This window comes from Arthrobacter crystallopoietes BAB-32 (genome assembly GCF_000328305.2).
GTDB classification, from domain to species: Bacteria; Actinomycetota; Actinomycetes; order Actinomycetales; family Micrococcaceae; genus Crystallibacter; species Crystallibacter crystallopoietes_A.
This window is the reverse complement of the sequence record NZ_ANPE02000100.1, coordinates 18,965-38,119: the sequence shown is the minus strand read 5'-3', so window position 1 is coordinate 38,119 and position 19,155 is coordinate 18,965. Positions and strand designations below refer to the sequence as shown.

Below are 19,155 nucleotides of genomic sequence, written 5' to 3'. Positions count from 1 at the left end.
CTGAGCCCGCGGGAGGAGCCGGCGCCGCGTGCCCGGCCAGCCGGCTCCTCCGCTGCGGTTTTCAGCCGCCCGTTGTCAGTCGCTCGGGGTGGTGTCCGTGGTCAGCCCGCGGTCATCCCGCGTCTGCCGGTCCTTCTCTTCGGCGGGGCCGGCCGCTTCATCCGGCTCCGGAGCCTCGGGACCCGTTCCGGCTCCGGCATGTTCGGGAGCCGCCTCGGGTGTCTCTTCCGGTTCAAAGGTGCTGTCGGCAGCGCCCGCGCCGAGCCCGACCCCGTCCTCGGTGTTGGGGATGCTGCCTTCCGGCTCCGTCTTCGCGTCGGCGTGGGAGCGGGGACCGTTGGCTTCTGTGCTCATGACCATCTCCTTGAGTCTGCGGCTGGAGGCGGCCCGGAGGCCGGTAGACTCCACGCTAACAGCGGAACCATACGTTGGTCAGCAGGCTTACCTGATCCGGTGGACAGAAGGGAAACCGTCCCATGGCAGAGCGAACTCCAGCCAACCGCCCCTCCGACCGCAAGGGCACTGCGCCCGCCGGGACCGCCGGGACACCCGCTCCGGCCGGGGCCAGCCGCACCGCGATGATCTGGGTCTTCACCATCGCGGCCCTGCTCCTGCTGGTCCTGCTGATCATCTTCATCCTGCAGAACCAGGATGCCGTGCAGGTGCGCTACTTTGGCCTGGCCGGCTCCTTGCCACTCGGCGTCGCCCTGCTCATCGCGGCCGTGGCCGGCGGCCTGCTGGTGGCTGTCGCCGGCGTCGCCCGGGTCACGCAATTGCGGCTCAAGGCCCGCCGGGACGCGAAACGGCTCAACGGCACTCAGCCCGGCACCGCCGTCGAACCTCCCGTTGCCGGGCGCCGCGGCCTGGACCAGCGCACGGACGAATCGCCTGCGGATAAAGGCCGACCGGCCCGGCCTACGCCCAGCCAGCAGGACCCGGCCCCGGAGCGCAAGCCGGACGTATAGCCCGCGGGCCCTACTCGCTTGAGGACGTCTCCGTCGTCAGGCCGCGGTCATCCGGGGATTCCCGGTCCAGCTCCTCGGCCGGCCCCGGAGTCACGCCCGGTTCCGGGAAGTCGAACTCCTCCGGAGCGGCCGCGGGGTCCTCGGCCGACGCGACTTCGGGTTCGCCCAGATCCGGCGACAGTTCCTCGTGGGCCTCCGGCTCGGGACCCGGGTAGGACGGCTGGCCGGCATCTGCGTCCTGCCGGCTGTCCGGCCGCTGGTCCGGAGCCTGTTCGTCCCGGGCCTGTTCGTCCCGGGCCTGTTCGTCTTGTGCCTGGTCCGGTTCCGCCGACTCTTCGCTCATCGCCTGCCCCTATCTGTCGTCCTTGCATCGGGGTGCGGCACACCTGCCGCCCACGGCCCACGCTAACCGCACGGCCACCGCGGGTAAAGCAACCGGCAGCCCAAGCCACTGTTCCCGCTAGGCTTGAAGGATGAAGCGCCCGAGCATCCTTGCCATCATCCTGGCCGGAGGCGCCGGCAGCAGGCTCGGCATGCTGACGGACCAGCGGTCGAAACCGGCACTGGCCTTCGGCGGGCACTACCGGCTGATCGACATCCCGCTCTCCAACCTGAAGCACAGCCACATTCCGGATGTTTGGATCGTCGAGCAGTACCTGCCCTACTCGCTCAACGACCACATCTCCAACGGCCGCCCCTGGGACCTGGACCGGACCACCGGCGGCCTGCGGATCCTGCCGCCCTACCAGGGTGCTGACGGCGAAGGCTTCGCCGAGGGGAACGCCGACGCACTGCACCGCCAGGCCGTGCTGATCCGCGAGTTCGACCCGGCCCTGGTGCTGGTGCTGAGCGCGGACCATCTCTACCGGCTGGATTTCCGCGACGTCGTCGAGACCCATCTGGGCGCGGAGGCCGCCCTGACCATGGTCACCACCATTATCGACGGCGATGCCTCCCGTTACGGTGTGGTGCAGGCCGAGGGTGGCCGGGTCACCGGCTTCGACTACAAGCCCGAACAACCCGCCGGCAACCTGGTGGCCGCCGAGATCTTCCTCTACGACGCCGACGCCCTGCTGGAGGCGATGGACCGGCTCGCCGAGGACCGGGACGGCCTGGAGGACTACGGGGACAGCCTGATTCCGCACTTCGTGGAGCAACGCACCGTGGCCGAGCACCGGCTGGACGGCTACTGGCGGGACGTCGGCACGATCGACAGCTACTGGGAAGCGCACATGGAACTGCTGTCCGGGGACGGCTTCGACCTGCACGATCCGCAGTGGCCCATTCTCACGGCCGGCCCGCAGCTCATGCCCGCCTTCGTCGCCTCCGGTGCACGCGTCGAGGACAGCCTGGTGGCCGCCGGTGCCACTGTCCGCGGCACCGTGGTGCGCAGCGTCGTCGGCCCCGGGGCGGTCGTGGAAGCCGGGGCTTCTGTTGCCGATTCGGTCCTGCTGCATGGCGCCCAGGTGGACGCGGGAGCCAGACTGGCCCGGGTGATCGCCGATGCCCAATCCCAGGTCGGCGCGCAGGCCACGGTGGGGTCTGCCGGCGGCGCTATCACCGTGCTGGGCAGCGGCAGCAGCGTCGAGGGCGGCCGGCAGGTCCCGGCGGGTACCGAGCTGGAACCCGGCAGCAAATAACCGCGCTTTCCAGCACTGCCAGTGAGCGGCAGGAACAGGCCGCCTTGAAACGGCCAGGGCGGCCCCGTCCCACCGCTGGCGTGCAGCACCCGGCGCCGGACGGCCCTATCGGCCGGCACGTGAAAGGATGGAGGGATGCCTGAGTTTTCTTTCCCCCAGGTCGACGCCGGCGAAATCATCCGCCATGTCGGCGGCGCCGCGTTCGCCCGAGGAAAGACGTACTCCACTGCTCGCTCGGTGCAGGACCTGGCGTGGGACGCGGACACCGGCGTGCTCACGAGCCGGGTCCAAGGCACCGCAGCGGTCCCCTACCGCTGCCGGATCCAGCTCAAGAATTCCGACGCCGGCTACCGCCTGGTGGAGAACACCTGCAGTTGCCCGGTGGGCTGGGACTGCAAACACGTTGCTGCGACGCTGCTGTTCGCCAATCTCAGCAATCTGCAGGCCCGGGAGGACTTCAAGCTGCCCGAACGCCCCGCCGGCCCCCACTGGCAGCAGGCCCTTGGCCCGCTGCTTGATCCGGCTCCCGCCGCCACCGCCCGCTCGCCCCGGCTCGCCGGCAAACGGCCCTCGGGCCGCCCCATGCTGCTGGGCCTGCAGTTCGAGGTGCGGGACCAGACCCTGCAGGCACACCAGCAGTGGCGTCCCGGCTCCGGCGTCAGCCACAGCGGGCGGGTGCCCACCAGCCGGCTCCAGCTCGGCGTCCGGCCGGTGGTCCGCAACGACAGCGGCCGCTGGGTCCGCAGCAACCTGCGCTGGAACTCGATCAGCTTCAAGACCTACGGGCTCAACCTGGACCCGGAGCAGCACCGCTGGTTCTCCCAGTTCGTTCCGCTGCACCGGGCCAGCGGCCAGCTGCACTTCGGCGAGGACAACGACTGGCTCTACCTGGACGAGTTCAGCAGCCCCCTGCTCTGGCAGCTCCTCGACGAGGCCCGGGACCTGGGCATCGAACTCATGGGCGCCAAGGCGGATACCAGCGTAATCATCGGCCGGCACGCCGAACTGCGGCTGGACGCACGCTCGCCGGAAGCCGGCGCGGACCTCAGCCTGGACCCGGTACTGTTCATCGACGGCGCCGCGCACCCGCTGGAAAGCGCCGGAGCCATCGGCAACCACGGTGCCTATAGTTACCAGGCTGAACTGCGGCAGGTCACGCTGGCGCCGACGGACAAGAAGCTGACGCCCGCCGAGCAGCAACTGCTGCAGCGGCCCGCCACGGTCAGCATCCCGGTCCAGGACATTCCCGAGTTCCTGGAACGCGTCTACCCGAGGCTGCAGCGCACCATCAGCCTGACCAGCACCGACGCGTCGGTCGAGCTGCCCGAAATCATCCCGCCCGTCCTGGTCCTCACCGCCGCCTATGGCAAGGCCAACACGCTCAAGCTCAGCTGGCAGTTCGAATACACCGCCGGTGAAACCGCAGTGCGCAAGCCGCTCGAGCCCGCCGGAGGGGAAACCGGCTACCGGGACACCGAGGCCGAAACCGCGCTGCTGGCCGCGGTCCGCCGCATCCTCCCCGGCCAGGACCTCCAGGCCGAATCCACGCTCAAGGACATGGCCGCCGTCGAGTTCACCCAGGAGGTGCTGCCGCGCCTGGAAAGGCTCGACGGCGTCCGGGTGGACGTTGTCGGCGAGCGCCCGGACTATCGGGAACTGACCGCCACGCCGGAGCTGACCATCAGCACCGTGGAGTCGGAGCAGACGGACTGGTTCGACCTTGGCGTCATGGTGAAGATCGAAGGCCGCGAGATTCCCTTCGGCAACATCTTCCGCGCGCTCTCCCGAGGGCAGAAGAAGCTGCTACTGGTGGACAAGACCTACCTCTCCCTCGAGCAGCCGGTCTTCGACAAGCTCCGCGCCCTGGTGGACGAGGCCATGGCGCTGCAGGACCGCAACACCGGGGAATTGAAGATCAGCCGCTACCAGGCCGGGCTCTGGGAGGACTTGGAGGAGCTCGCCGCCGAAACCGAGCAGGCCCGGGCCTGGCAGGAATCCGTCAGCGGCCTGCTGCGGCTCTCGTCCGTCGAGCCGACTCCGCTGCCCGGCGGCCTGCACGCCGAGCTGCGGCCCTACCAGCGCGAAGGCTTCAACTGGCTGGCGTTCCTGTGGCGCTTCCGGCTGGGCGGGGTGCTCGCCGACGACATGGGACTCGGCAAGACCCTGCAGGCGCTGGCGCTGATCGCCCACGCCAAGGAAAGCGCGGACCGTCCCGCCGGACCGTTCCTCGTGGTCGCGCCCACCTCGGTGGTGCCCAACTGGGCGCACGAAGCCGCCCGCTTCACCCCGGGCCTCAAGGTCGCCGCGATCACCGACACCCAGGCGCGCAGCCGCCGCCCGCTGGCGGACCTCGCGGCGGAGGCGGACGTCGTCGTTACTTCCTACGCGCTTTTCCGCATCAACGCGCAGGACTACCAGGCACAGGAATGGGCCGGCCTCATCCTGGACGAGGCCCAGTTCGTCAAGAACCGCACCACCAAGGCGCACCAGGCCGCGCGCGACCTCAAGACCGGATTCAAGCTGGCCATCACGGGCACCCCGCTGGAGAACAACCTGATGGAACTGTGGTCCATCCTGGCGATCGCCGCGCCGGGCCTCTTCCCCTCCGCACTGAAATTCGCGGACCACTACCAGCGGCCCATCGAACGCTCCGGCAGTGCGGAACTCCTGGCCAAATTACGACGGCGGATCCGCCCCTTAATGCTTCGGCGCACCAAGGAGGCGGTCGCCACGGACCTTCCGCCCAAGCAGGAGCAGGTGCTCGAGGTGGAGCTAAGCGCCAAGCACCGGAAGATCTACGACACCCACCTGCAGCGGGAGCGCCAGAAAATCCTGCGGCTGGTGGAGGACATGGACCGCCACCGCTTCACGATTTTCCAGTCGCTGACGCTGCTGCGCATGCTCAGCCTGGATGCCTCGCTGGTCCACGACGATTACTCAGCCGTGCCGTCGAGCAAGCTCGATGTGCTGTTCGAGCAGCTCGAGGATGTCCTGGGCGAAGGCCACCGCGCGCTGATCTTCAGCCAGTTCACCAGCTTCCTGAAGAAGGCAGCCGCACGGCTTGATGTCGAGGGCGTCGAGTACGCCTACCTGGACGGCACCACCCGCCGGCGGGCCGAAGTCATCAACCGCTTCAAGGAGGGCAAGGCACCGGTCTTCCTGATCAGCCTCAAAGCCGGCGGGTTCGGCCTGAACCTGACCGAGGCGGACTACTGCTTCCTGCTCGATCCGTGGTGGAACCCGGCGAGCGAAGCCCAGGCCGTGGACCGCACGCATCGGATCGGGCAGACCAAGAACGTCATGGTCTACCGCATGGTGTCCAAGGGCACGATCGAGGAGAAGGTCATGGCGCTGAAGGAAACCAAGGCCAAGCTCTTCTCCTCCGTCATGGACGACGACGCGATGTTCTCGTCTACGCTCAGCGCCGACGACATCCGTGGGCTGCTCGAAAGCTGAGGCTGCGGCGGCGCGGCCAGGATGCCGCCGGCACCCTCAGCGCAGCGACAGCGCCTCGCGGTAGACCCAGCGGCCGTCCTCCCGCACGAATGTGCTGACTTCCTGCTGCTGGTGCTCGATTCCGCCAGTCCGGAAGCGGGCGCGGAACTCCACCGTTCCAACCCGATCTTCCGCGCCGCCCTTCGCCACCCGCAGGATCTCCAGCCCGGTCCATTCCTGCCCGGGATCCAGCTCCAGCCCACGCGGACGGGTCTCCGAGGACCAGGTCTTCAACAAATACGTGCGGTCCCCGACGGCGAAGGCGGAGTAGCGCGAGCGCATCAGCTCCTCCGCCGTGGCCGCCTCGGCTTTTCCGCGGTGCAGCCGGCCGCAGCAGGCATCGTAGCCGGCGCCGCTTTGGCAGGGGCACGGAGCGGAAGACTGGGTCGGCGTGGGCATGGGTTACACCCTATCCCCGCTGTGCAGGCGGCTGTGCCGACAGGAACGGCGCAAGTTCGGCCAGGACCTCGCCGGCCGGGAAGAGTGTCGAGGCGTGCGTCCGCCCCGGCAGTTCGACGAAGCGCGCGTCCGGCATCAGAGCTGCCGCGCGCTGCGAATCCGCCAAACGCACGCTGTCATTGGTCCCGGCCATGAGCAGCGCCGGCAGGCCGAGGCCGCTCAGTTCCTCCTCGGGCAGGCCGGGTTCCCGTTCGGTCTGCTCGAAGTACGCCACCAGGGCTTGCGGATCATTCGCCCGGAAAGCTGCCTTGGTTGACGGATCGAGCGTCCGGCCGGCGGCTTCCAGGCCATCGATGAACGCCTCCATGCCGCCGCTCCGCAGCGCCTCAAGATAGCCGTCGAAAAACACCTTGGCGACCTGCCCGCCCTGCCCCCGGTACGTTGCGCCCAAGGCGGCGAACCGCTCCACGCGTTCCGGAGCAGCCGAGGCCAAGGCAAAGCCCACCCGCGAGCCAAAGGAGTACCCCACCACTGCGGCCCTGCCGATCCCTTCCTGGTCCAGCACGGCCAGGACGTCCCCGACGATTTTCGGCATGGCGTAAGCCTCGGCCTGGTGGGGCTTCCCGCTGCGGCCGTGCCCGCGCAGGTCGATCCGCACCACCGTCCGGTCGCCGGCCAGCGCCTTCACATAGCCGAGGCCGCGCCAGATGGCACGCGAGAGGGCGGATCCGTGCAGCATGACGACGGCGGGACCGCTGCCCGCCACGTCATAGCCGATCGGGGTTGCGTCGTCCGGATTCACAGCATGGGGCATGATCCCCAGTCTATTGACTACGAAGGACGGCACCCGGCAGGCTAGCGCCGCCTCCGCCGCTTCAGCCAGCCACGGATCCCGCCGGACCTGCTGCCGCCCAGGCGCTGGTGGCCCTGCTGTTCGAAGGGGTCGGAAACGTCATCCGGGTGGACGCCGCCCTCCCCCGCGATGATGTGGGCGGTGCCTGGACCTGGGATCTGGGCTGCGGCCAGGTTCGGCATGACGGGATCCCCTGCCGAACCATGCAGCGGCATCGGCCCGATGCCTTCGGCCCGTACCGCTCCGAACGTGCCGCCGGTTCTTCTTGGTTTGCGTGCCATCGCTGTCTCCTCCAACGCGCCCCTGCCTCCATTCTCGCGCACCGGCGGCAAGTCGGTAAGGCCTGAAGGGCCTACGCGCGGTCCTCGGCGAACTGGCCGACCTGCCACGGATCGATGGCGGGGACCGCCAGCTTCCGGTAGCCGTCGACATTCCGCGACACGATCGTCAGGCAGTGCTGGACAGCCGTTGCGGCGACCAGGGAATCAACCGCTGAGACCTGCACATGGCCGGCCATCGGAGCCCACGCGAGCGCCACCCTGAGGTCCACGGGCAGGATGAACCCGGCGAAACGGGACGTCAGCTCGCCAAGCCAGGCACCGCCGTCGTCCGCTCCCCCGTTGTCCCGGTTGCCGAGCACATGCAGTTCCGCAACGGACAACGCGGAAATATAGATCCCCAGGTGCCGCCGCCGCTGCAGGAAGTCCACCACGGCCGGGTGCGGCCGCGGCTGGCGGACTTCGGCCAGCACATCGGTGTCCAGCAGCAGTCCCGAAGGCTCGTTCACCAGGCCGTGGCCTTCGCTCTGGGAGTTGCTTCGGCCGCACCGCTATGGGTTCCGGACCCGAGCAGGAAGTCCACGAACTCCTGGCGTGCGGCAGCGACTTGTTCGTATTCGGCCAGGCTCATGACGCGCAGACCGGCGCGTGCGGCAATAACTGTACTCATGGAAGCGGTGCCGGGCACCGGTCCTTTCGCGTGCTCTTGCCCGCACCATTTGCCCGAGGGCGAATGCAGGCCGCTTCGTCATCCGAACCACCCAGAGAGCGTGGGGTTGGTACGCGGCCAAGTCGGAGCTTGGCGGCCGCAATTCCTGAAGCTGGACCGAGTATAACCGGAGCCTGCACCAGCCGTCACCAGTCAGCGGTTCACTGGAAGTAACACGCCCATCACGGGCGGTCACAGACAGTAACGGGCCTACAACAAACTGTTTACTTCGCCGCAACTGTTTGGCTATGTCGGTGCCGGACCATATAGTGGGAACTGCTTCACGAGATGTGACCCGCAACACACCGGCAGCCTGTCGGTGTACAGCACGGCTCCGACCGGTCACGCACCAACCCCATGTTCGCTGGGTGGTTCGGATGACGAAGCGGCCTGCATTTTCGCAGAACAACGAGGTTCTGAAAGGGGACTCGGTGCGGGCAAGAACAACTGAGAGAACAAGAATGATGAGTGCATACCCAACAGAAAAAGACAGCCGCAGCAACCACGACGACCGCACCCTTGACGTCCGCGACGACAGTGTCCTGGACGAATGGATCGAAGTTTCCGTCCATATCGAAGCTGAGCTGAGCCTGGTCCAGCTGTGCCTGGACGGCGAGCAGAAAATGCTCTATTCCGAGGACATCCGCGCCATCGTGGAGGCCTCCAAGGACTCGGACGGGACCGCGCTCTGGTGCGAAAAGTACTCCAAACTGCTTATTCCCAGCATCAGGCCGGGGTCCGGCAACCGGTTCTTCTCGCTGCAGCGGATGCTTGACGACGACGGCGGAGCCCGGGACTGCAACTAAGGCACCGGCGCGCTGCGGCACAGTCTGTGTCCTCCCTTGGCGGTCGGCAGGCCCGTGGCACCGGCAGGGCCGCCTGCCTCGAACTGCAAAAAATGTCGCAGCCGGCTGATAGAAGTTGAGCATCACAAGCCGCCCGCCGGCCCGGGTCCCCCAACGGGGTTTCGGAGCCGGCGGGACCAACTTCTGCATCAGGAGGCACCGTGTTCCTGCTTGATCCGCTGCAGCCGGGAGCGCCCCGGGAACTCATCTTCACAGCCAGCGACCTGGTCGTCGCGGCGCAGTGCGAGTACCAGCTGCTGCGGAAGCTGGATGAGAAGCTCGGACGCAGCCCCAAGGCCGAGTTCGAACCGGACGAGATGCTCGCACGGACGGCCGCCCTGGGGGATGTGCACGAACACAGCGTGCTGCAGGATTTCCGGGACAGGTTCGGACCGGGCGTCGTGGAAATCAGCGAAATCACCGGCTACACCCGGCCCCTGCTGGAGGATAAGCACGCGGAGTCGATGGAGGCGCTGCGCTCCGGCGCGGACGTGGTGTTCCAGGCCTCCTTTTTCGACGGCAGTTTCCACGGGCGCTCGGATTTCCTGGTCAAGGAACAGGACGGCGGCACCGCCCGATACGCGGTGTACGACACCAAACTCGCCCGGCATGCCAAGGTCACTGCGCTGCTTCAGCTCGCGGCCTATGGCGACCAGTTGCTGAAGGCCGGCATCGCGCCGTCGCCCACGGTCACGCTGGTGCTGGGCAACCGCTCCCGCAGTGACCACAGCCTGCAGGATCTGCTGCCGGTGTTCCGCGAGCGCCGCGACCGCTTCCTCGAACTGACGGCGGACCATCGGGCCCAGCCGGATCCGGTGGCCTGGGGGGACGAGCGGTACACGGCGTGCGGCCGCTGCGACTACTGTGCCGAGCAGGTGGCCCTGCACCGGGACCTGCGGCTCGTGTCCCGCATGGGCAGCACGCGGCGGCGCAAGCTGCATGCCCTCGGGATCACCACGATCGACCTGCTCGCCGCCATGGAGCTGCCGGCGGGCGAGTCCCCGGACGGCGCGCTCGCCCGGCTACGGGACCAGGCCAGAATGCAGACCGGCCTGGCCGAGCCGGACGGCGCGGTGGAATACACCGACGGTGACGGAACGGCCCACCGCCTGGCCTACCGGCTGCTGGAGGCGAACGCGCTGGGCACGCTGCCGCGGTCCAGTGAAGGCGATATCTTCTTCGACTTCGAAGGCGATCCGCTCTGGCAGGACCAGACAGGTGAGTGGGGCCTGGAGTACCTGTTCGGGGTGATGGAAAACCCCGCGGATCCCGGCGCCGTCCCGCCCTTCCGGCCGTTCTGGGCGCACAGCCGCGCTGAGGAGGGCAAGGCGCTGGCCGACTTCCTCGACTACGTGGCGCGCCGCCGGCAGCAGTTCCCGGACCTGCATATCTACCACTACGCCAACTATGAAAAGGCCGCCCTGCGCAGGCTGTCCCTGCAGCACGTCATCGGTGAAGATGCCGTAGACACCCTGCTGCGCGAGGGAGTGCTGGTGGACCTCTACGATGTGGTGCGCAACAGCCTGCGGATCTCGGAGAAGTCCTACAGCATCAAGAAGCTTGAGCCGCTGTACATGGGCGACAATCTGCGCGCCGGGGAGGTCAAGGACGCAGGCGCCTCCGTGATTGCGTATGCACTGTACTGCGAAGCGCGGGACAGCGGCCGCGCGGCGGAGGCCGAACGCATCCTCGCCAGCATCCGGGACTACAACGAGTACGACTGCCTCTCGACGCTCCGGCTCCGCAACTGGCTGCTGGAGCTTGCCGACAAACGCGGGATCCCCCGCGCCCAGCCTCCGGCCGCCGCAGCGGAGCGTGCCCCGGATGATCCGTCGCCGGAAGAGGCACGGCTGCTGGAGCACGTCGCCGCCGCGACCGAAAGAGCGCTGCACGCGGGCAGGGAAATCTCGGCGGCCGACCAGGCCGTCGCCATGGTCGCTGCCTCCGTCGGCTACCACCGCCGGGAAGACAAACAGTTCTGGTGGGGCCACTTCGACCGGCTGAATGCGCCCCTGTCCGACTGGTGGGAAACCCGCGACGTCTTCACGGTCGAGTCGGGCGAAGTGCTGCAGGATTGGGCCAAGCCGTCCCCGCGGAAAAACCCGGTCCGGCGGCTCCGGCTGACGGGGACGCTCGCCCCGGGGTCAACGATCAAGGAAGGCACCAAGCTGTGCCGTGTCTATGATCCGCCGCTCCCCCGGCACCTGTACGACCAGGACACCGGGGTCAACTACCGCGGCTTTTGCTTTGGCAGCGAAGTCGTCGGACTGGATGCCGTCGGGGACAAGGACGTTGTGCTGCTGGACGAACGGCTGCCCCGGACGGCCGAGGAGTACCATGAGCTGCCCATGGCGCTCACTCCGGACCAGCCGCCAAGCAGCAAGCCGCTCCGGGAGGCGTTGTCCGCGCTGGCCGCCGAAGTGGGCCGGAACCTGCCGCGCCTGCCGCAGCAGCCGGCACTGGATCTGTTGCAGCGGTTGCGGCCCCGGCTGGCCACGCTGCCTGCCCTGCCGCAGGTCGGCGAGGGGGCGGATGCCTACATCGATGCCATTGCGGCAGCCGTCGCGGACCTCGACCATTCCTATCTCGCCGTCCAGGGCCCGCCGGGTTCCGGCAAGACGCACGTCGGCGCCCATGTGATCGGCCGCCTCGTCGAACGCGGCTGGAAGATCGGCGTCGTCGCCCAGTCACATGCCGTCGTCGAACACATGATGACCGCTGCCATCGAGAAGGGCGGTGTCCCGCTGGACCGCGTCGCGAAGAAGTCGAACGGAAACCCGGTTCCGTGGCACCAGACCACGGATGCGGACGTGGCCCGGCTCCTGGGTGCCGCCGGCGGCGCGTTGGTGGGCGGAACTGCCTGGACCATGACCGGCAGCAATGTGCCCGCCGGTTCCTTGGACCTGCTCGTGATCGACGAGGCCGGGCAATTCTCGCTGGCCAACACGCTGGCGGTCTCCCAAGCCGCCCGGCGGCTGCTGCTTCTCGGGGATCCGCAGCAACTGCCCCAGGTCACGCAGGGCACGCATCCGGAGCCGGTGGACCAGTCGGCGCTTGGATGGCTCTCCGCCGGCCACGCCACCCTGCCGGAAGAGCTTGGCTATTTCCTCGCACTGAGCTGGCGGATGCACCCCGACCTGTGCCAGGCAGTCTCGGAACTCTCCTATGAAGGCCGCCTCTCCAGTGCCTCCGCCGCCAGCGGACGCCTCCTGGAGGGAGCAGCGCCAGGCGTCGAGTGCGTGCTCCTGGAACATTCCGGCAACTCCACCTCCTCACCCGAGGAAGCCGGCGAAGTGGTCCGCCAAGTCCGCCGGCACCTTGGCCTGCCGTGGACGGATCCACAGGCAGGCCCCTCCGCCCGCCCCTTGGCCCAGGCCGACATCCTCGTAGTGGCGCCCTACAACGCCCAGGTCCAGCTGATTCGGCACTGCCTGGAAGCGGACGGACTCCCCGATGTCCGGGTAGGAACCGTGGACAAGTTCCAGGGCCGCGAAGCCCCCGTGGTGATCATCTCGACGGCCGTGTCGGACGCAACCCGGGCGCTGCGCGGAATGGACTTCGTCCTGAACCGCAACCGCATGAACGTGGCGGTTTCCCGCGGCCAATGGCGTGCCGTCATTGTCCGTTCGCAGGCCCTGACCGGCTACTTGCCGGCCAGGCCGGAAGGGCTCGAGGAACTGGGCGCGTTTATCGGACTTTGCATGCCGGACCCTTCACAATCTTCTACCGGTCGTAGAAGATTGGAGCATGATGTTTGAACATGACGACCCGGTCCTCGAACTCACCGACGAACAGTGCTGGAAGCTGCTCACCAATACCCGACACGGCAGGATCGTCCTCACTGCTGCGGGCGAGACGGATATCTTCCCGATCAACTACCTGGCGCACAACAACCTGCTCATGATGCGCAGCGCGCCGGGCACCAAGCTGGCTGAGATCGCCATCAACGAGAACGTCCTCTTCGAAACGGACGGAATCAGCAGCGATGAAGCCTGGAGCGTCGTCATCAAAGGCACGGCCCGGATCCTGCAGTCCGGCGAGGAGATCGCCGCCGCCGAGAGCCTGGGACTGAAGACCTGGATTCCGACGCTCAAGGACTTCTATATCGAGGTCAAGCCGACACGGATCACCGGCCGGCACTTCATCCTCGGCCAGCAGCCCGAACGCTTCTAGGACGCCCCGGCACCGCCTGCTCAGTGGCCGACGTTCGCCAGGATCTCCTCGAAGCTGAGGGATTCCACGCCGCCACGGCCGGTCTCAGGAGCCGAGCTACCTTGGATCAGCGCGACCAGCTCGGCCGCGGCGCGGTCGGAACGGCGCTCAATGCTGCTGCCCGTCCCCTCCCCTGATCCCCAGTCTTCGGGTGCGGCAAAAACGACAGTCTGGGTGGTCCGCGCCCGCAGGTAGCTGAACAGCGGGCGGATGGCGTAATCGAGCGCCAGCGAGTGGCGGGCGGTGCCGCCGGTCGCGCCGACCAGGATCGGCTTCCCGGCCAGTGAGTCCTTGTCGATGACATCGAAGAATGACTTGAACAGGCCGCTGTAGGAGGCACTGAAGACCGGCGTGACCGCGATCAGCGCATCAGCAGAGGTGACCGCTTCAATCATTGCTGCAAGCTTTGGGCCCGCGTAGCCGGTCACCATGTTATTGGCGATATCCACGGCGTACTCCCGCAGCTCGAAGGTCTCAATAACAGCTCTCTCCTCGGTCAAGGCCAAGCGCTTGGCAGCGGACTTGGCGAGCTGGTCCGCCAGCATCCGGCTGGAAGATGGAACGCCCAAGCCCGCGGACAATACGACGATCTTGCGTTCGGACATGCTGTTCTCCTGGTTCCTCAACTGTTCATGCGATTGCATTTACTTCTGGAACCAGCATGCCATGCCGTTTATTCCACCCGCTCCACAGGGTCGTGCAGCACGACATGCGGAAGTCGGCACGGAAGTCCCTTGCGCGGCGACGCACTTACGGGCAAGCCGCCACGCCGCTTAAACGTTGATGTGTCGACAAACACCTATAACGAGTTTGTAACAGCTCGTGACCAGCAGGTAAGTTTGATTGCGTTGCCACGCTCCCGGTGGTAGCAAAACCCGGCTGCCCGCCTAGCCCTGTCAGCAGACCGGATCCGTTCAAGATTTTCCCGACAGGGGCGGAGGAACCACTTTTTGGCGCTTGGGGGCGCCTTGGGGTGAAGTTCGTACGGCCGCAGAGATCGCTGAATCCTGCCCGCCGGCGAACCGAGCACAACTCTCTGGCTCGAATCCGACAGCTAACTTCGCCGGCGCCACGAGAGGATTCCCCTTGAACAACAAGACACCCATGCGCGGCCGCCGTCGCTCCACCGACACCTCCCTGCTAGCCACTGTCCGCGGCAACGGGACCGAAGGCCGCCGCCGCGCCGACGACAACGGCACGGGCCATAGTTTCTTCGCCACCCGGAGCCAGAAGTTCGGTATCGCCCTGGCCACCACGGGCATCCTGGCTCTCGCAGCCGTTCCCACCGCCCAGGCCGGCGCAGAGCAGCTCGGCACAACCCAGGCTGCCAGCGTCAGCCCGGCCGCCGTCACCGCTCCGGAAGACGCAGCCGCCGACTTCACCCGGGTCGAGGTCAGCAGCAAACCTGCTCCCGAAAAGACCGGGATGGAGGCCGCAGCAGCGTCCGTGAAGGACGAGGCCAAGTCTGAGGCGGCAGCCAAGAAGGCCGAGGAGGCCAAGGCCAAGAAGGCAGCGGAACAGAAGGCTTCCAACGAAGGCCTGGTATCGCCGGTCCAGGAGATGGTCACCAGCTCCGGCTTCGGCTACCGGATCAACCCGGTTACCGGTGCCGCCGGTGAATTCCATAACGGCCTGGACTTCGCACTGGAATGCGGCACTCCCGTTACTGCTGCAGCAGCAGGCACCGTCGAGGAGACCTCTTCCAGCGCTGGCGGCTACGGCAACCGCGTGGTGATCAAGCATGCCGACGGCATGACCACCACCTACAACCACCTGCAGAGCATTGGCGTCAGCCAGGGCGCGAAGGTTTCCGCCGGAGACAACATCGCGTCGCTGGGTACGACCGGCAACTCGACCGGCTGCCACCTGCACTTCGAGGTCCAGATCGATGGGGACGACGTGGATCCGGCCAAGTACCTCTAATTGCGTACGGGCCTGCGCAGGCAGGCCCGAAGGCTCTGGAACGGGGGCTGTGCGGCATGAAGCCGCATAGCCCCCGTTTTTCGTGCCTAGCCAGCACTGGTCGGCGGGACTACCGTGGATGTGCGTACCGCCGCGTCCACACAGGGCGCAAAGACGCGCCTTGCCGGCGGTTCCTTGGAGGAATCCGATGAACACAGTGAATCTGGCTGAGGCCCGCGCCATCATTTCCGCTGCGGAGGCCAAAGCCGCCGAAATCGGCCAGCCCATGAACATCGCCGTCGTCGACTCCGGTGGCAACCTCGTTTCGCATGTACGGATGGATGGGGCCTGGCTGGGCAGTATCGACATCTCCATCAATAAGGCGTTCACGTCGCGCGCTTTCGACATCCAGACCAAGGACCTGGGCGACAACGCCCAGCCAAACCAGCAGTTCTACGGCATCCACGCCAGCAACCACGGCCGCATCATGATATTCGCCGGCGGCATCCCCCTCAGCCGGGACGGCCAGGTGGTCGGCGCCATTGGCGTCAGCGGCGGCAGCGGCGAACAGGACCAGACCGTCGCCGAGGACGGCGCGGCGGCCCTCTGAGCGCCGCACGAAAATACCTATAGCGATAGTGGGTCATGTCAGCTAGCGTGAGTCCTGTCACTTCGCGGCCAACCGATCCAAGGAGCAATTCCCCAAGTCAGGAAACAGAGCCGCAGCCTACGTCCTGGATATCCACGGCTAGGTCAAGATCTAGGAGGACCCGAAACACATGAGTGCCAAGAACCTGCAAGAAGTCCTGGACCAGTCCGGCAACACCGTCGAGATGCTGCGCAACTCGCAGCTCGGCGCCTACATCTACCCCGTGGTCGCTCCCGAGTTCACCAACTGGCGCAGCGAGCAGCGGGCCTGGCGCGAGACCGCGGTGCTGTATGACCAGTCGCACCACATGGACAACTTGTTCATCAAGGGTCCTGATGCCCTGAAGCTGATCTCCGACACGGCCATCAACTCCGTCGCGAACTTCCCGGTCAACAAGGCCAAGCAGTACGTGCCGACGACGCCGGCCGGCCATGTGATCGGCGACGGCATCCTGTTCCACGAGGCGGAGGACGAATACATTTACGTGGGCCGGGCGCCGGCCGCGAACTGGCTGCTTTACCACGGCGAAACCGGCGGCTATAACGCCGACATCGTGGTGGACCGGCGCTCCCCGTCCCGTCCGATGGGGCAGCCGGTCAAACGCAAGTACTGGCGCTTCCAGATCCAGGGCCCGAATGCGTGGCAGATCATCGAGAAGGTCAACGGCGGACCGGTCGAGCAGCTGAAGTTCTTCAACATGGATCACATGAACGTCGCCGGAGCCCAGGTCCGTACCCTGCGGCACGGCATGGCCGGCGCCCCGGGCCTGGAAATCTGGGGTCCGTACGAGAGCTACGACAAGGCGCGCGAGACCATCCTTGAGGCCGGCAAGGAGTTCGGCATGCTCGCCGTTGGCGCCCGCGCGTACCCGTCCAACACGCTCGAGTCCGGCTGGATCCCCTCGCCCCTGCCGGCCATCTACACCGGGGAGGAACTGCGCCCGTACCGGGAGTGGCTCGGCGCGGACAGCTACGAGGCGACCAACGCGGTGGCCGGCAGCTTCGTCTCCGGCAACATCGAGGACTACTACCTCACCCCATGGGAGCTCGGCTACGGATCCTTCGTGAAGTTCGACCACGACTTCATCGGCCGCGAGGCGCTGGAGAAGATCGACCCGGCCACGCAGCGCAAGAAGGTCACTCTGGCCTGGAACGGCGATGACGTGGCGAAGATCTTCGCTTCGCTCTTCGACACTAGCGGCACCCCGTACAAGTACTTCGACCTGCCGCTGGCCAACTACGGCTCCTCCAATTACGACGCCGTCGTGGACGCGGACGGCACCACCGTGGGGTTGTCGATGTTCACCGGCTACAGCGCGAACGAAAAGCGTGCGCTGTCGCTGGCCACGGTGGACCCGGACGTCCCCGAGGGCACCGAACTGAAGGTCATCTGGGGCGAGCCCGACGGAGGCACCCGCAAGACCACGGTTGAGCCGCACCAACAGCTCGAGGTCCGGGCCGTGGTCAGCCCGGTGCCGTATTCCGAGACCGCCCGCAAGGACTACCAGGGCGGCTGGCGGACCGGCGGCAAGAGCTAAGGCCTAGCCAACCAACGCGGCGGCCCCTGCGCCCGTGAGCTCCTTCGTGCAGGGGCCGGCCGGATACTGCCAGCAACAGGGCGATGGCGCTCCCCCGCACCTCCGGGCCCGCACCAATGCTGATGTCTGCATCGGTGGCCACGAGACGGAGTCCTGCCGCTCGTTCCTTGCCACCACTGAACTTCACCGTGGTGGCCAGCTGGTAGCGCAGCGCGGTTCCGACATGGGCCGCCGGGTAATCGCGGCAAATGCCAAGCGGCCGCCGGATGTCCTCCCCGTGCACGAAGACCTCCACCAATCGGGTCGCCAACGGCGCCGGAGCGCTCGTCGTGCGCCCGCTCACTGTTTGGAACTCCGCCAGGGTACGCTCAGGGTTTTCGGCCCGGTGGCGGGCAACCCCTCGGGCTGAAGCACGGTCAAAGTCGAAGCCGGCGGCAACGAAATCCCGGACGAATCCGAGCCGTGTGGTCTTCGCGTCATCAACGAGGTGCGCCAGGACATCGTGGATGTCCCAGCCCCTGCAGAGCGAAGGAACCGCCCAGCTCTCCGGGGGCAGAAGCTTGAGATCCCGGATCAGGGAGTGTCTCTCCGCGTGGACCGCGGGCCAGATGCCGGCCATCAGATACCTCCACTTCCTCCAGGTGTCACTTCGTGCGGAAGTCGCGGACCCATCCGGCCGTCGCCTTCAACCCGCCGAAGGTGTAGAAATGCACCAGCATCCTGCCGTGCACCGACTCCTCGTGGCGGGCAGCGATCTCACGGAGGAACTTGTCGGGCCCGGCGGTGCCCAGCAGGTTGGCCAGCGAGAAGCCGTACTTATGCACGATGCCGGCAGAGGAGGCCACACCGAAGCGCCGGGCATAGTTGAGCAGCCGCTTGACCCCTGCGGGTCCCGGTACGCCCAGCCGCACCGGCGCGTCCACGTCGCGGCGGCGCAATTCCAGCAGCCAGTCGAAGACCGGATCGGCGTCGAAGCCGAACTGCGTGATGATCGCCGCCTCCAGCCCCTGCTCTTTCAGGGCTGCTGCCTTGCCCGTCACCGCCTGCCACAGTTGGCCCTGGCTGATGTCCGGATGGCCCTCGGGATAACCGGCGATGCTGACCCGGCGGATACCGTAGCCGCCCAGCAGGCCGGTGCGGATCAGGGCGAGCGAATCCTCGTACGGCCCCAACGGTTCGGCAGGATCCCCGCCCACGACAAAGACATCTTCGGGAGCAGCCGCTTCCGCGAGCGCCGCGAGGAACTCCTCCAGCTCCGACCGGGAGGCCAGCCGCCGCGCGGAAATATGCGGGACGGGGACGAAACCAAGCCTCTTGACCGCCGCCGCTGCCGCCACGCGCATCGGCAGGTCCTCGTTGGCCAGGAAGGTCACGTTGATCCGGGTTCCGGCCGGAATCAGGGCGGCGGCCTCTTCGAGCGCAGGCACGTCCTTGCCGGTCATCTCGAGCGAAAAATCATCCAACAGACTCATCACTGCCGCGTTGTCGGGAATCTGTCCAGCCATGTCGAAGTGCCCCTTCCTCCGTCTGCTCCCGCCGTCCGCACTCTACGCAGGCCCGGATGTTTCGTCGATGAAGCCGGGCGGGACTGAGACGATCCTACCGCCCAACCCACTATGAATGTAGTGGGTTTAGCCGGCCTACTGCATTCCTGGAACACTAGACTGGAGG

The 19,155-nt window shown here is 67.0% G+C and carries 19 protein-coding genes and 3 riboswitches; of the genes, 9 read left to right on the top strand and 10 right to left on the bottom strand.

The features are described 5' to 3' along the window. Positions 1 to 75: 75 nt before the first annotated feature. The gene (locus D477_RS07550; RefSeq protein WP_005268422.1) at positions 76 to 354 is read right to left on the bottom strand and encodes a hypothetical protein; all 279 of its coding nucleotides are present in this window, start codon (positions 352 to 354) and stop codon (positions 76 to 78) included. 122 nt (positions 355 to 476) lie between these two features. Here D477_RS07550 and D477_RS21770 point away from each other — a divergent pair, with 122 nt between their 5' ends. Continuing rightward, complete coding sequence (locus D477_RS21770) at positions 477 to 965, top strand: LapA family protein (RefSeq protein ID WP_005268421.1); 489 nt, start codon at positions 477 to 479, stop codon at positions 963 to 965. A 10-nt stretch (positions 966 to 975) separates the two neighbouring features. Here D477_RS21770 and D477_RS07540 read toward each other — a convergent pair whose 3' ends face one another. Beyond that, positions 976 to 1,308: a hypothetical protein gene (locus D477_RS07540; protein ID WP_005268420.1), complete on the bottom strand. Its 333-nt coding sequence runs from the start codon at positions 1,306 to 1,308 to the stop codon at positions 976 to 978. Between the two features lie 130 nt (positions 1,309 to 1,438). On the opposite strand from D477_RS07540, the gene D477_RS07535 reads away from it, so the two are divergent. Together D477_RS07535 and D477_RS07530 are read left to right on the top strand one after the other, a co-directional pair. After that, positions 1,439 to 2,605 (top strand): glucose-1-phosphate adenylyltransferase family protein, encoded by a 1,167-nt coding sequence (locus D477_RS07535; RefSeq protein WP_005268419.1) that lies wholly within the window; start codon positions 1,439 to 1,441, stop codon positions 2,603 to 2,605. Between the two features lie 135 nt (positions 2,606 to 2,740). Continuing rightward, positions 2,741 to 6,061, top strand: a complete 3,321-nt coding sequence (locus tag D477_RS07530; RefSeq protein WP_005268418.1) for a DEAD/DEAH box helicase — start codon at positions 2,741 to 2,743, stop codon at positions 6,059 to 6,061. A gap of 36 nt (positions 6,062 to 6,097) precedes the next feature. Here D477_RS07530 and D477_RS07525 read toward each other — a convergent pair whose 3' ends face one another. From D477_RS07525 to D477_RS22630, 5 genes are all read right to left on the bottom strand, one after another. After that, positions 6,098 to 6,499, bottom strand: coding sequence for a YchJ family protein (locus tag D477_RS07525; RefSeq protein WP_005268417.1), 402 nt, complete (start codon positions 6,497 to 6,499; stop codon positions 6,098 to 6,100). 10 nt (positions 6,500 to 6,509) lie between these two features. Further along, the gene (locus D477_RS07520; protein WP_005268416.1) at positions 6,510 to 7,313 is read right to left on the bottom strand and encodes an alpha/beta fold hydrolase; all 804 of its coding nucleotides are present in this window, start codon (positions 7,311 to 7,313) and stop codon (positions 6,510 to 6,512) included. Positions 7,314 to 7,354: 41 nt separating this feature from the next. Next, on the bottom strand, positions 7,355 to 7,633 hold the full coding sequence (locus D477_RS07515; protein ID WP_043846078.1) for a hypothetical protein: 279 nt from the start codon (positions 7,631 to 7,633) through the stop codon (positions 7,355 to 7,357). Between the two features lie 71 nt (positions 7,634 to 7,704). Continuing rightward, complete coding sequence (locus D477_RS07510; protein WP_005268414.1) at positions 7,705 to 8,139, bottom strand: PIN domain-containing protein; 435 nt, start codon at positions 8,137 to 8,139, stop codon at positions 7,705 to 7,707. Beyond that, positions 8,136 to 8,300, bottom strand: coding sequence for a hypothetical protein (locus D477_RS22630; protein ID WP_190273538.1), 165 nt, complete (start codon positions 8,298 to 8,300; stop codon positions 8,136 to 8,138). Before D477_RS22630 ends, D477_RS07510 begins: the two co-directional genes overlap by 4 nt. A 27-nt stretch (positions 8,301 to 8,327) precedes the next feature. After that, positions 8,328 to 8,451, bottom strand: a riboswitch (SAM riboswitch). Between the two features lie 167 nt (positions 8,452 to 8,618). Then, a riboswitch (SAM riboswitch) is annotated at positions 8,619 to 8,789 on the top strand. Positions 8,790 to 8,800: 11 nt separating this feature from the next. On the opposite strand from D477_RS22630, the gene D477_RS07500 reads away from it, so the two are divergent. The 3 genes from D477_RS07500 to D477_RS07490 all read left to right on the top strand — a co-directional run bounded on the left by D477_RS07500 (position 8,801) and on the right by D477_RS07490 (position 13,357). Continuing rightward, positions 8,801 to 9,145, top strand: a complete 345-nt coding sequence (locus tag D477_RS07500; RefSeq protein ID WP_005268411.1) for a hypothetical protein — start codon at positions 8,801 to 8,803, stop codon at positions 9,143 to 9,145. Positions 9,146 to 9,345: 200 nt separating this feature from the next. After that, positions 9,346 to 12,942, top strand: coding sequence for a TM0106 family RecB-like putative nuclease (locus tag D477_RS07495; protein WP_005268409.1), 3,597 nt, complete (start codon positions 9,346 to 9,348; stop codon positions 12,940 to 12,942). After that, positions 12,932 to 13,357 carry a pyridoxamine 5'-phosphate oxidase family protein gene (locus tag D477_RS07490; RefSeq protein WP_043846073.1) on the top strand — a complete coding sequence of 142 codons (426 nt, stop codon included), beginning with the start codon at positions 12,932 to 12,934 and terminating at the stop codon, positions 13,355 to 13,357. The genes D477_RS07495 and D477_RS07490 overlap by 11 nt, the downstream gene beginning before the upstream one ends. Positions 13,358 to 13,377: 20 nt before the next feature. On the opposite strand, the gene D477_RS07485 is transcribed toward D477_RS07490, so the two are convergent. Then, entirely contained in the window at positions 13,378 to 14,001 is a 624-nt protein-coding gene (locus tag D477_RS07485; RefSeq protein ID WP_005268407.1) for an FMN reductase, read from the bottom strand. 287 nt (positions 14,002 to 14,288) lie between these two features. After that, a riboswitch (cyclic di-AMP (ydaO/yuaA leader) is annotated at positions 14,289 to 14,479 on the top strand. Positions 14,480 to 14,482: 3 nt separating this feature from the next. On the opposite strand from D477_RS07485, the gene D477_RS07480 reads away from it, so the two are divergent. The 3 genes from D477_RS07480 to ligM all read left to right on the top strand — a co-directional run bounded on the left by D477_RS07480 (position 14,483) and on the right by ligM (position 17,484). Beyond that, positions 14,483 to 15,319, top strand: a complete 837-nt coding sequence (locus tag D477_RS07480; protein WP_005268406.1) for a M23 family metallopeptidase — start codon at positions 14,483 to 14,485, stop codon at positions 15,317 to 15,319. Positions 15,320 to 15,506: 187 nt separating this feature from the next. Further along, positions 15,507 to 15,908: a GlcG/HbpS family heme-binding protein gene (locus tag D477_RS07475; RefSeq protein ID WP_005268405.1), complete on the top strand. Its 402-nt coding sequence runs from the start codon at positions 15,507 to 15,509 to the stop codon at positions 15,906 to 15,908. A gap of 169 nt (positions 15,909 to 16,077) precedes the next feature. Then, on the top strand, positions 16,078 to 17,484 hold the full coding sequence (ligM, locus tag D477_RS07470; RefSeq protein WP_005268404.1) for a vanillate/3-O-methylgallate O-demethylase: 1,407 nt from the start codon (positions 16,078 to 16,080) through the stop codon (positions 17,482 to 17,484). Here the strand turns inward: ligM and D477_RS07465 are convergent. Together D477_RS07465 and D477_RS07460 are read right to left on the bottom strand one after the other, a co-directional pair. Further along, complete coding sequence (locus D477_RS07465) at positions 17,411 to 18,103, bottom strand: maleylpyruvate isomerase family mycothiol-dependent enzyme (protein ID WP_005268403.1); 693 nt, start codon at positions 18,101 to 18,103, stop codon at positions 17,411 to 17,413. The two genes, ligM and D477_RS07465, sit on opposite strands and share 74 nt — an antisense overlap. 25 nt (positions 18,104 to 18,128) lie before the next feature. Next, positions 18,129 to 18,989, bottom strand: coding sequence for a hypothetical protein (locus D477_RS07460; protein WP_005268402.1), 861 nt, complete (start codon positions 18,987 to 18,989; stop codon positions 18,129 to 18,131). Positions 18,990 to 19,155: the final 166 nt, after the last annotated feature.

Bases quoted from the DNA above. Each gene is read 5' to 3' on its own strand.
- D477_RS07550 (WP_005268422.1), bottom strand. From the start codon at position 354: ATGAGCACAGAAGCCAACGGTCCCCGCTCCCACGCCGACGCGAAGACG.
- D477_RS21770 (WP_005268421.1), top strand. From the start codon at position 477: ATGGCAGAGCGAACTCCAGCCAACCGCCCCTCCGACCGCAAGGGCACT.
- D477_RS07540 (WP_005268420.1), bottom strand. From the start codon at position 1,308: ATGAGCGAAGAGTCGGCGGAACCGGACCAGGCACAAGACGAACAGGCC.
- D477_RS07535 (WP_005268419.1), top strand. From the start codon at position 1,439: ATGAAGCGCCCGAGCATCCTTGCCATCATCCTGGCCGGAGGCGCCGGC.
- D477_RS07530 (WP_005268418.1), top strand. From the start codon at position 2,741: ATGCCTGAGTTTTCTTTCCCCCAGGTCGACGCCGGCGAAATCATCCGC.
- D477_RS07525 (WP_005268417.1), bottom strand. From the start codon at position 6,499: ATGCCCACGCCGACCCAGTCTTCCGCTCCGTGCCCCTGCCAAAGCGGC.
- D477_RS07520 (WP_005268416.1), bottom strand. From the start codon at position 7,313: ATGCCCCATGCTGTGAATCCGGACGACGCAACCCCGATCGGCTATGAC.
- D477_RS07515 (WP_043846078.1), bottom strand. From the start codon at position 7,633: ATGGCACGCAAACCAAGAAGAACCGGCGGCACGTTCGGAGCGGTACGG.
- D477_RS22630 (WP_190273538.1), bottom strand. From the start codon at position 8,300: ATGAGTACAGTTATTGCCGCACGCGCCGGTCTGCGCGTCATGAGCCTG.
- D477_RS07500 (WP_005268411.1), top strand. From the start codon at position 8,801: ATGATGAGTGCATACCCAACAGAAAAAGACAGCCGCAGCAACCACGAC.
- D477_RS07490 (WP_043846073.1), top strand. From the start codon at position 12,932: ATGATGTTTGAACATGACGACCCGGTCCTCGAACTCACCGACGAACAG.
- D477_RS07485 (WP_005268407.1), bottom strand. From the start codon at position 14,001: ATGTCCGAACGCAAGATCGTCGTATTGTCCGCGGGCTTGGGCGTTCCA.
- D477_RS07475 (WP_005268405.1), top strand. From the start codon at position 15,507: ATGAACACAGTGAATCTGGCTGAGGCCCGCGCCATCATTTCCGCTGCG.
- ligM (WP_005268404.1), top strand. From the start codon at position 16,078: ATGAGTGCCAAGAACCTGCAAGAAGTCCTGGACCAGTCCGGCAACACC.
- D477_RS07465 (WP_005268403.1), bottom strand. From the start codon at position 18,103: ATGGCCGGCATCTGGCCCGCGGTCCACGCGGAGAGACACTCCCTGATC.
- D477_RS07460 (WP_005268402.1), bottom strand. From the start codon at position 18,989: ATGGCTGGACAGATTCCCGACAACGCGGCAGTGATGAGTCTGTTGGAT.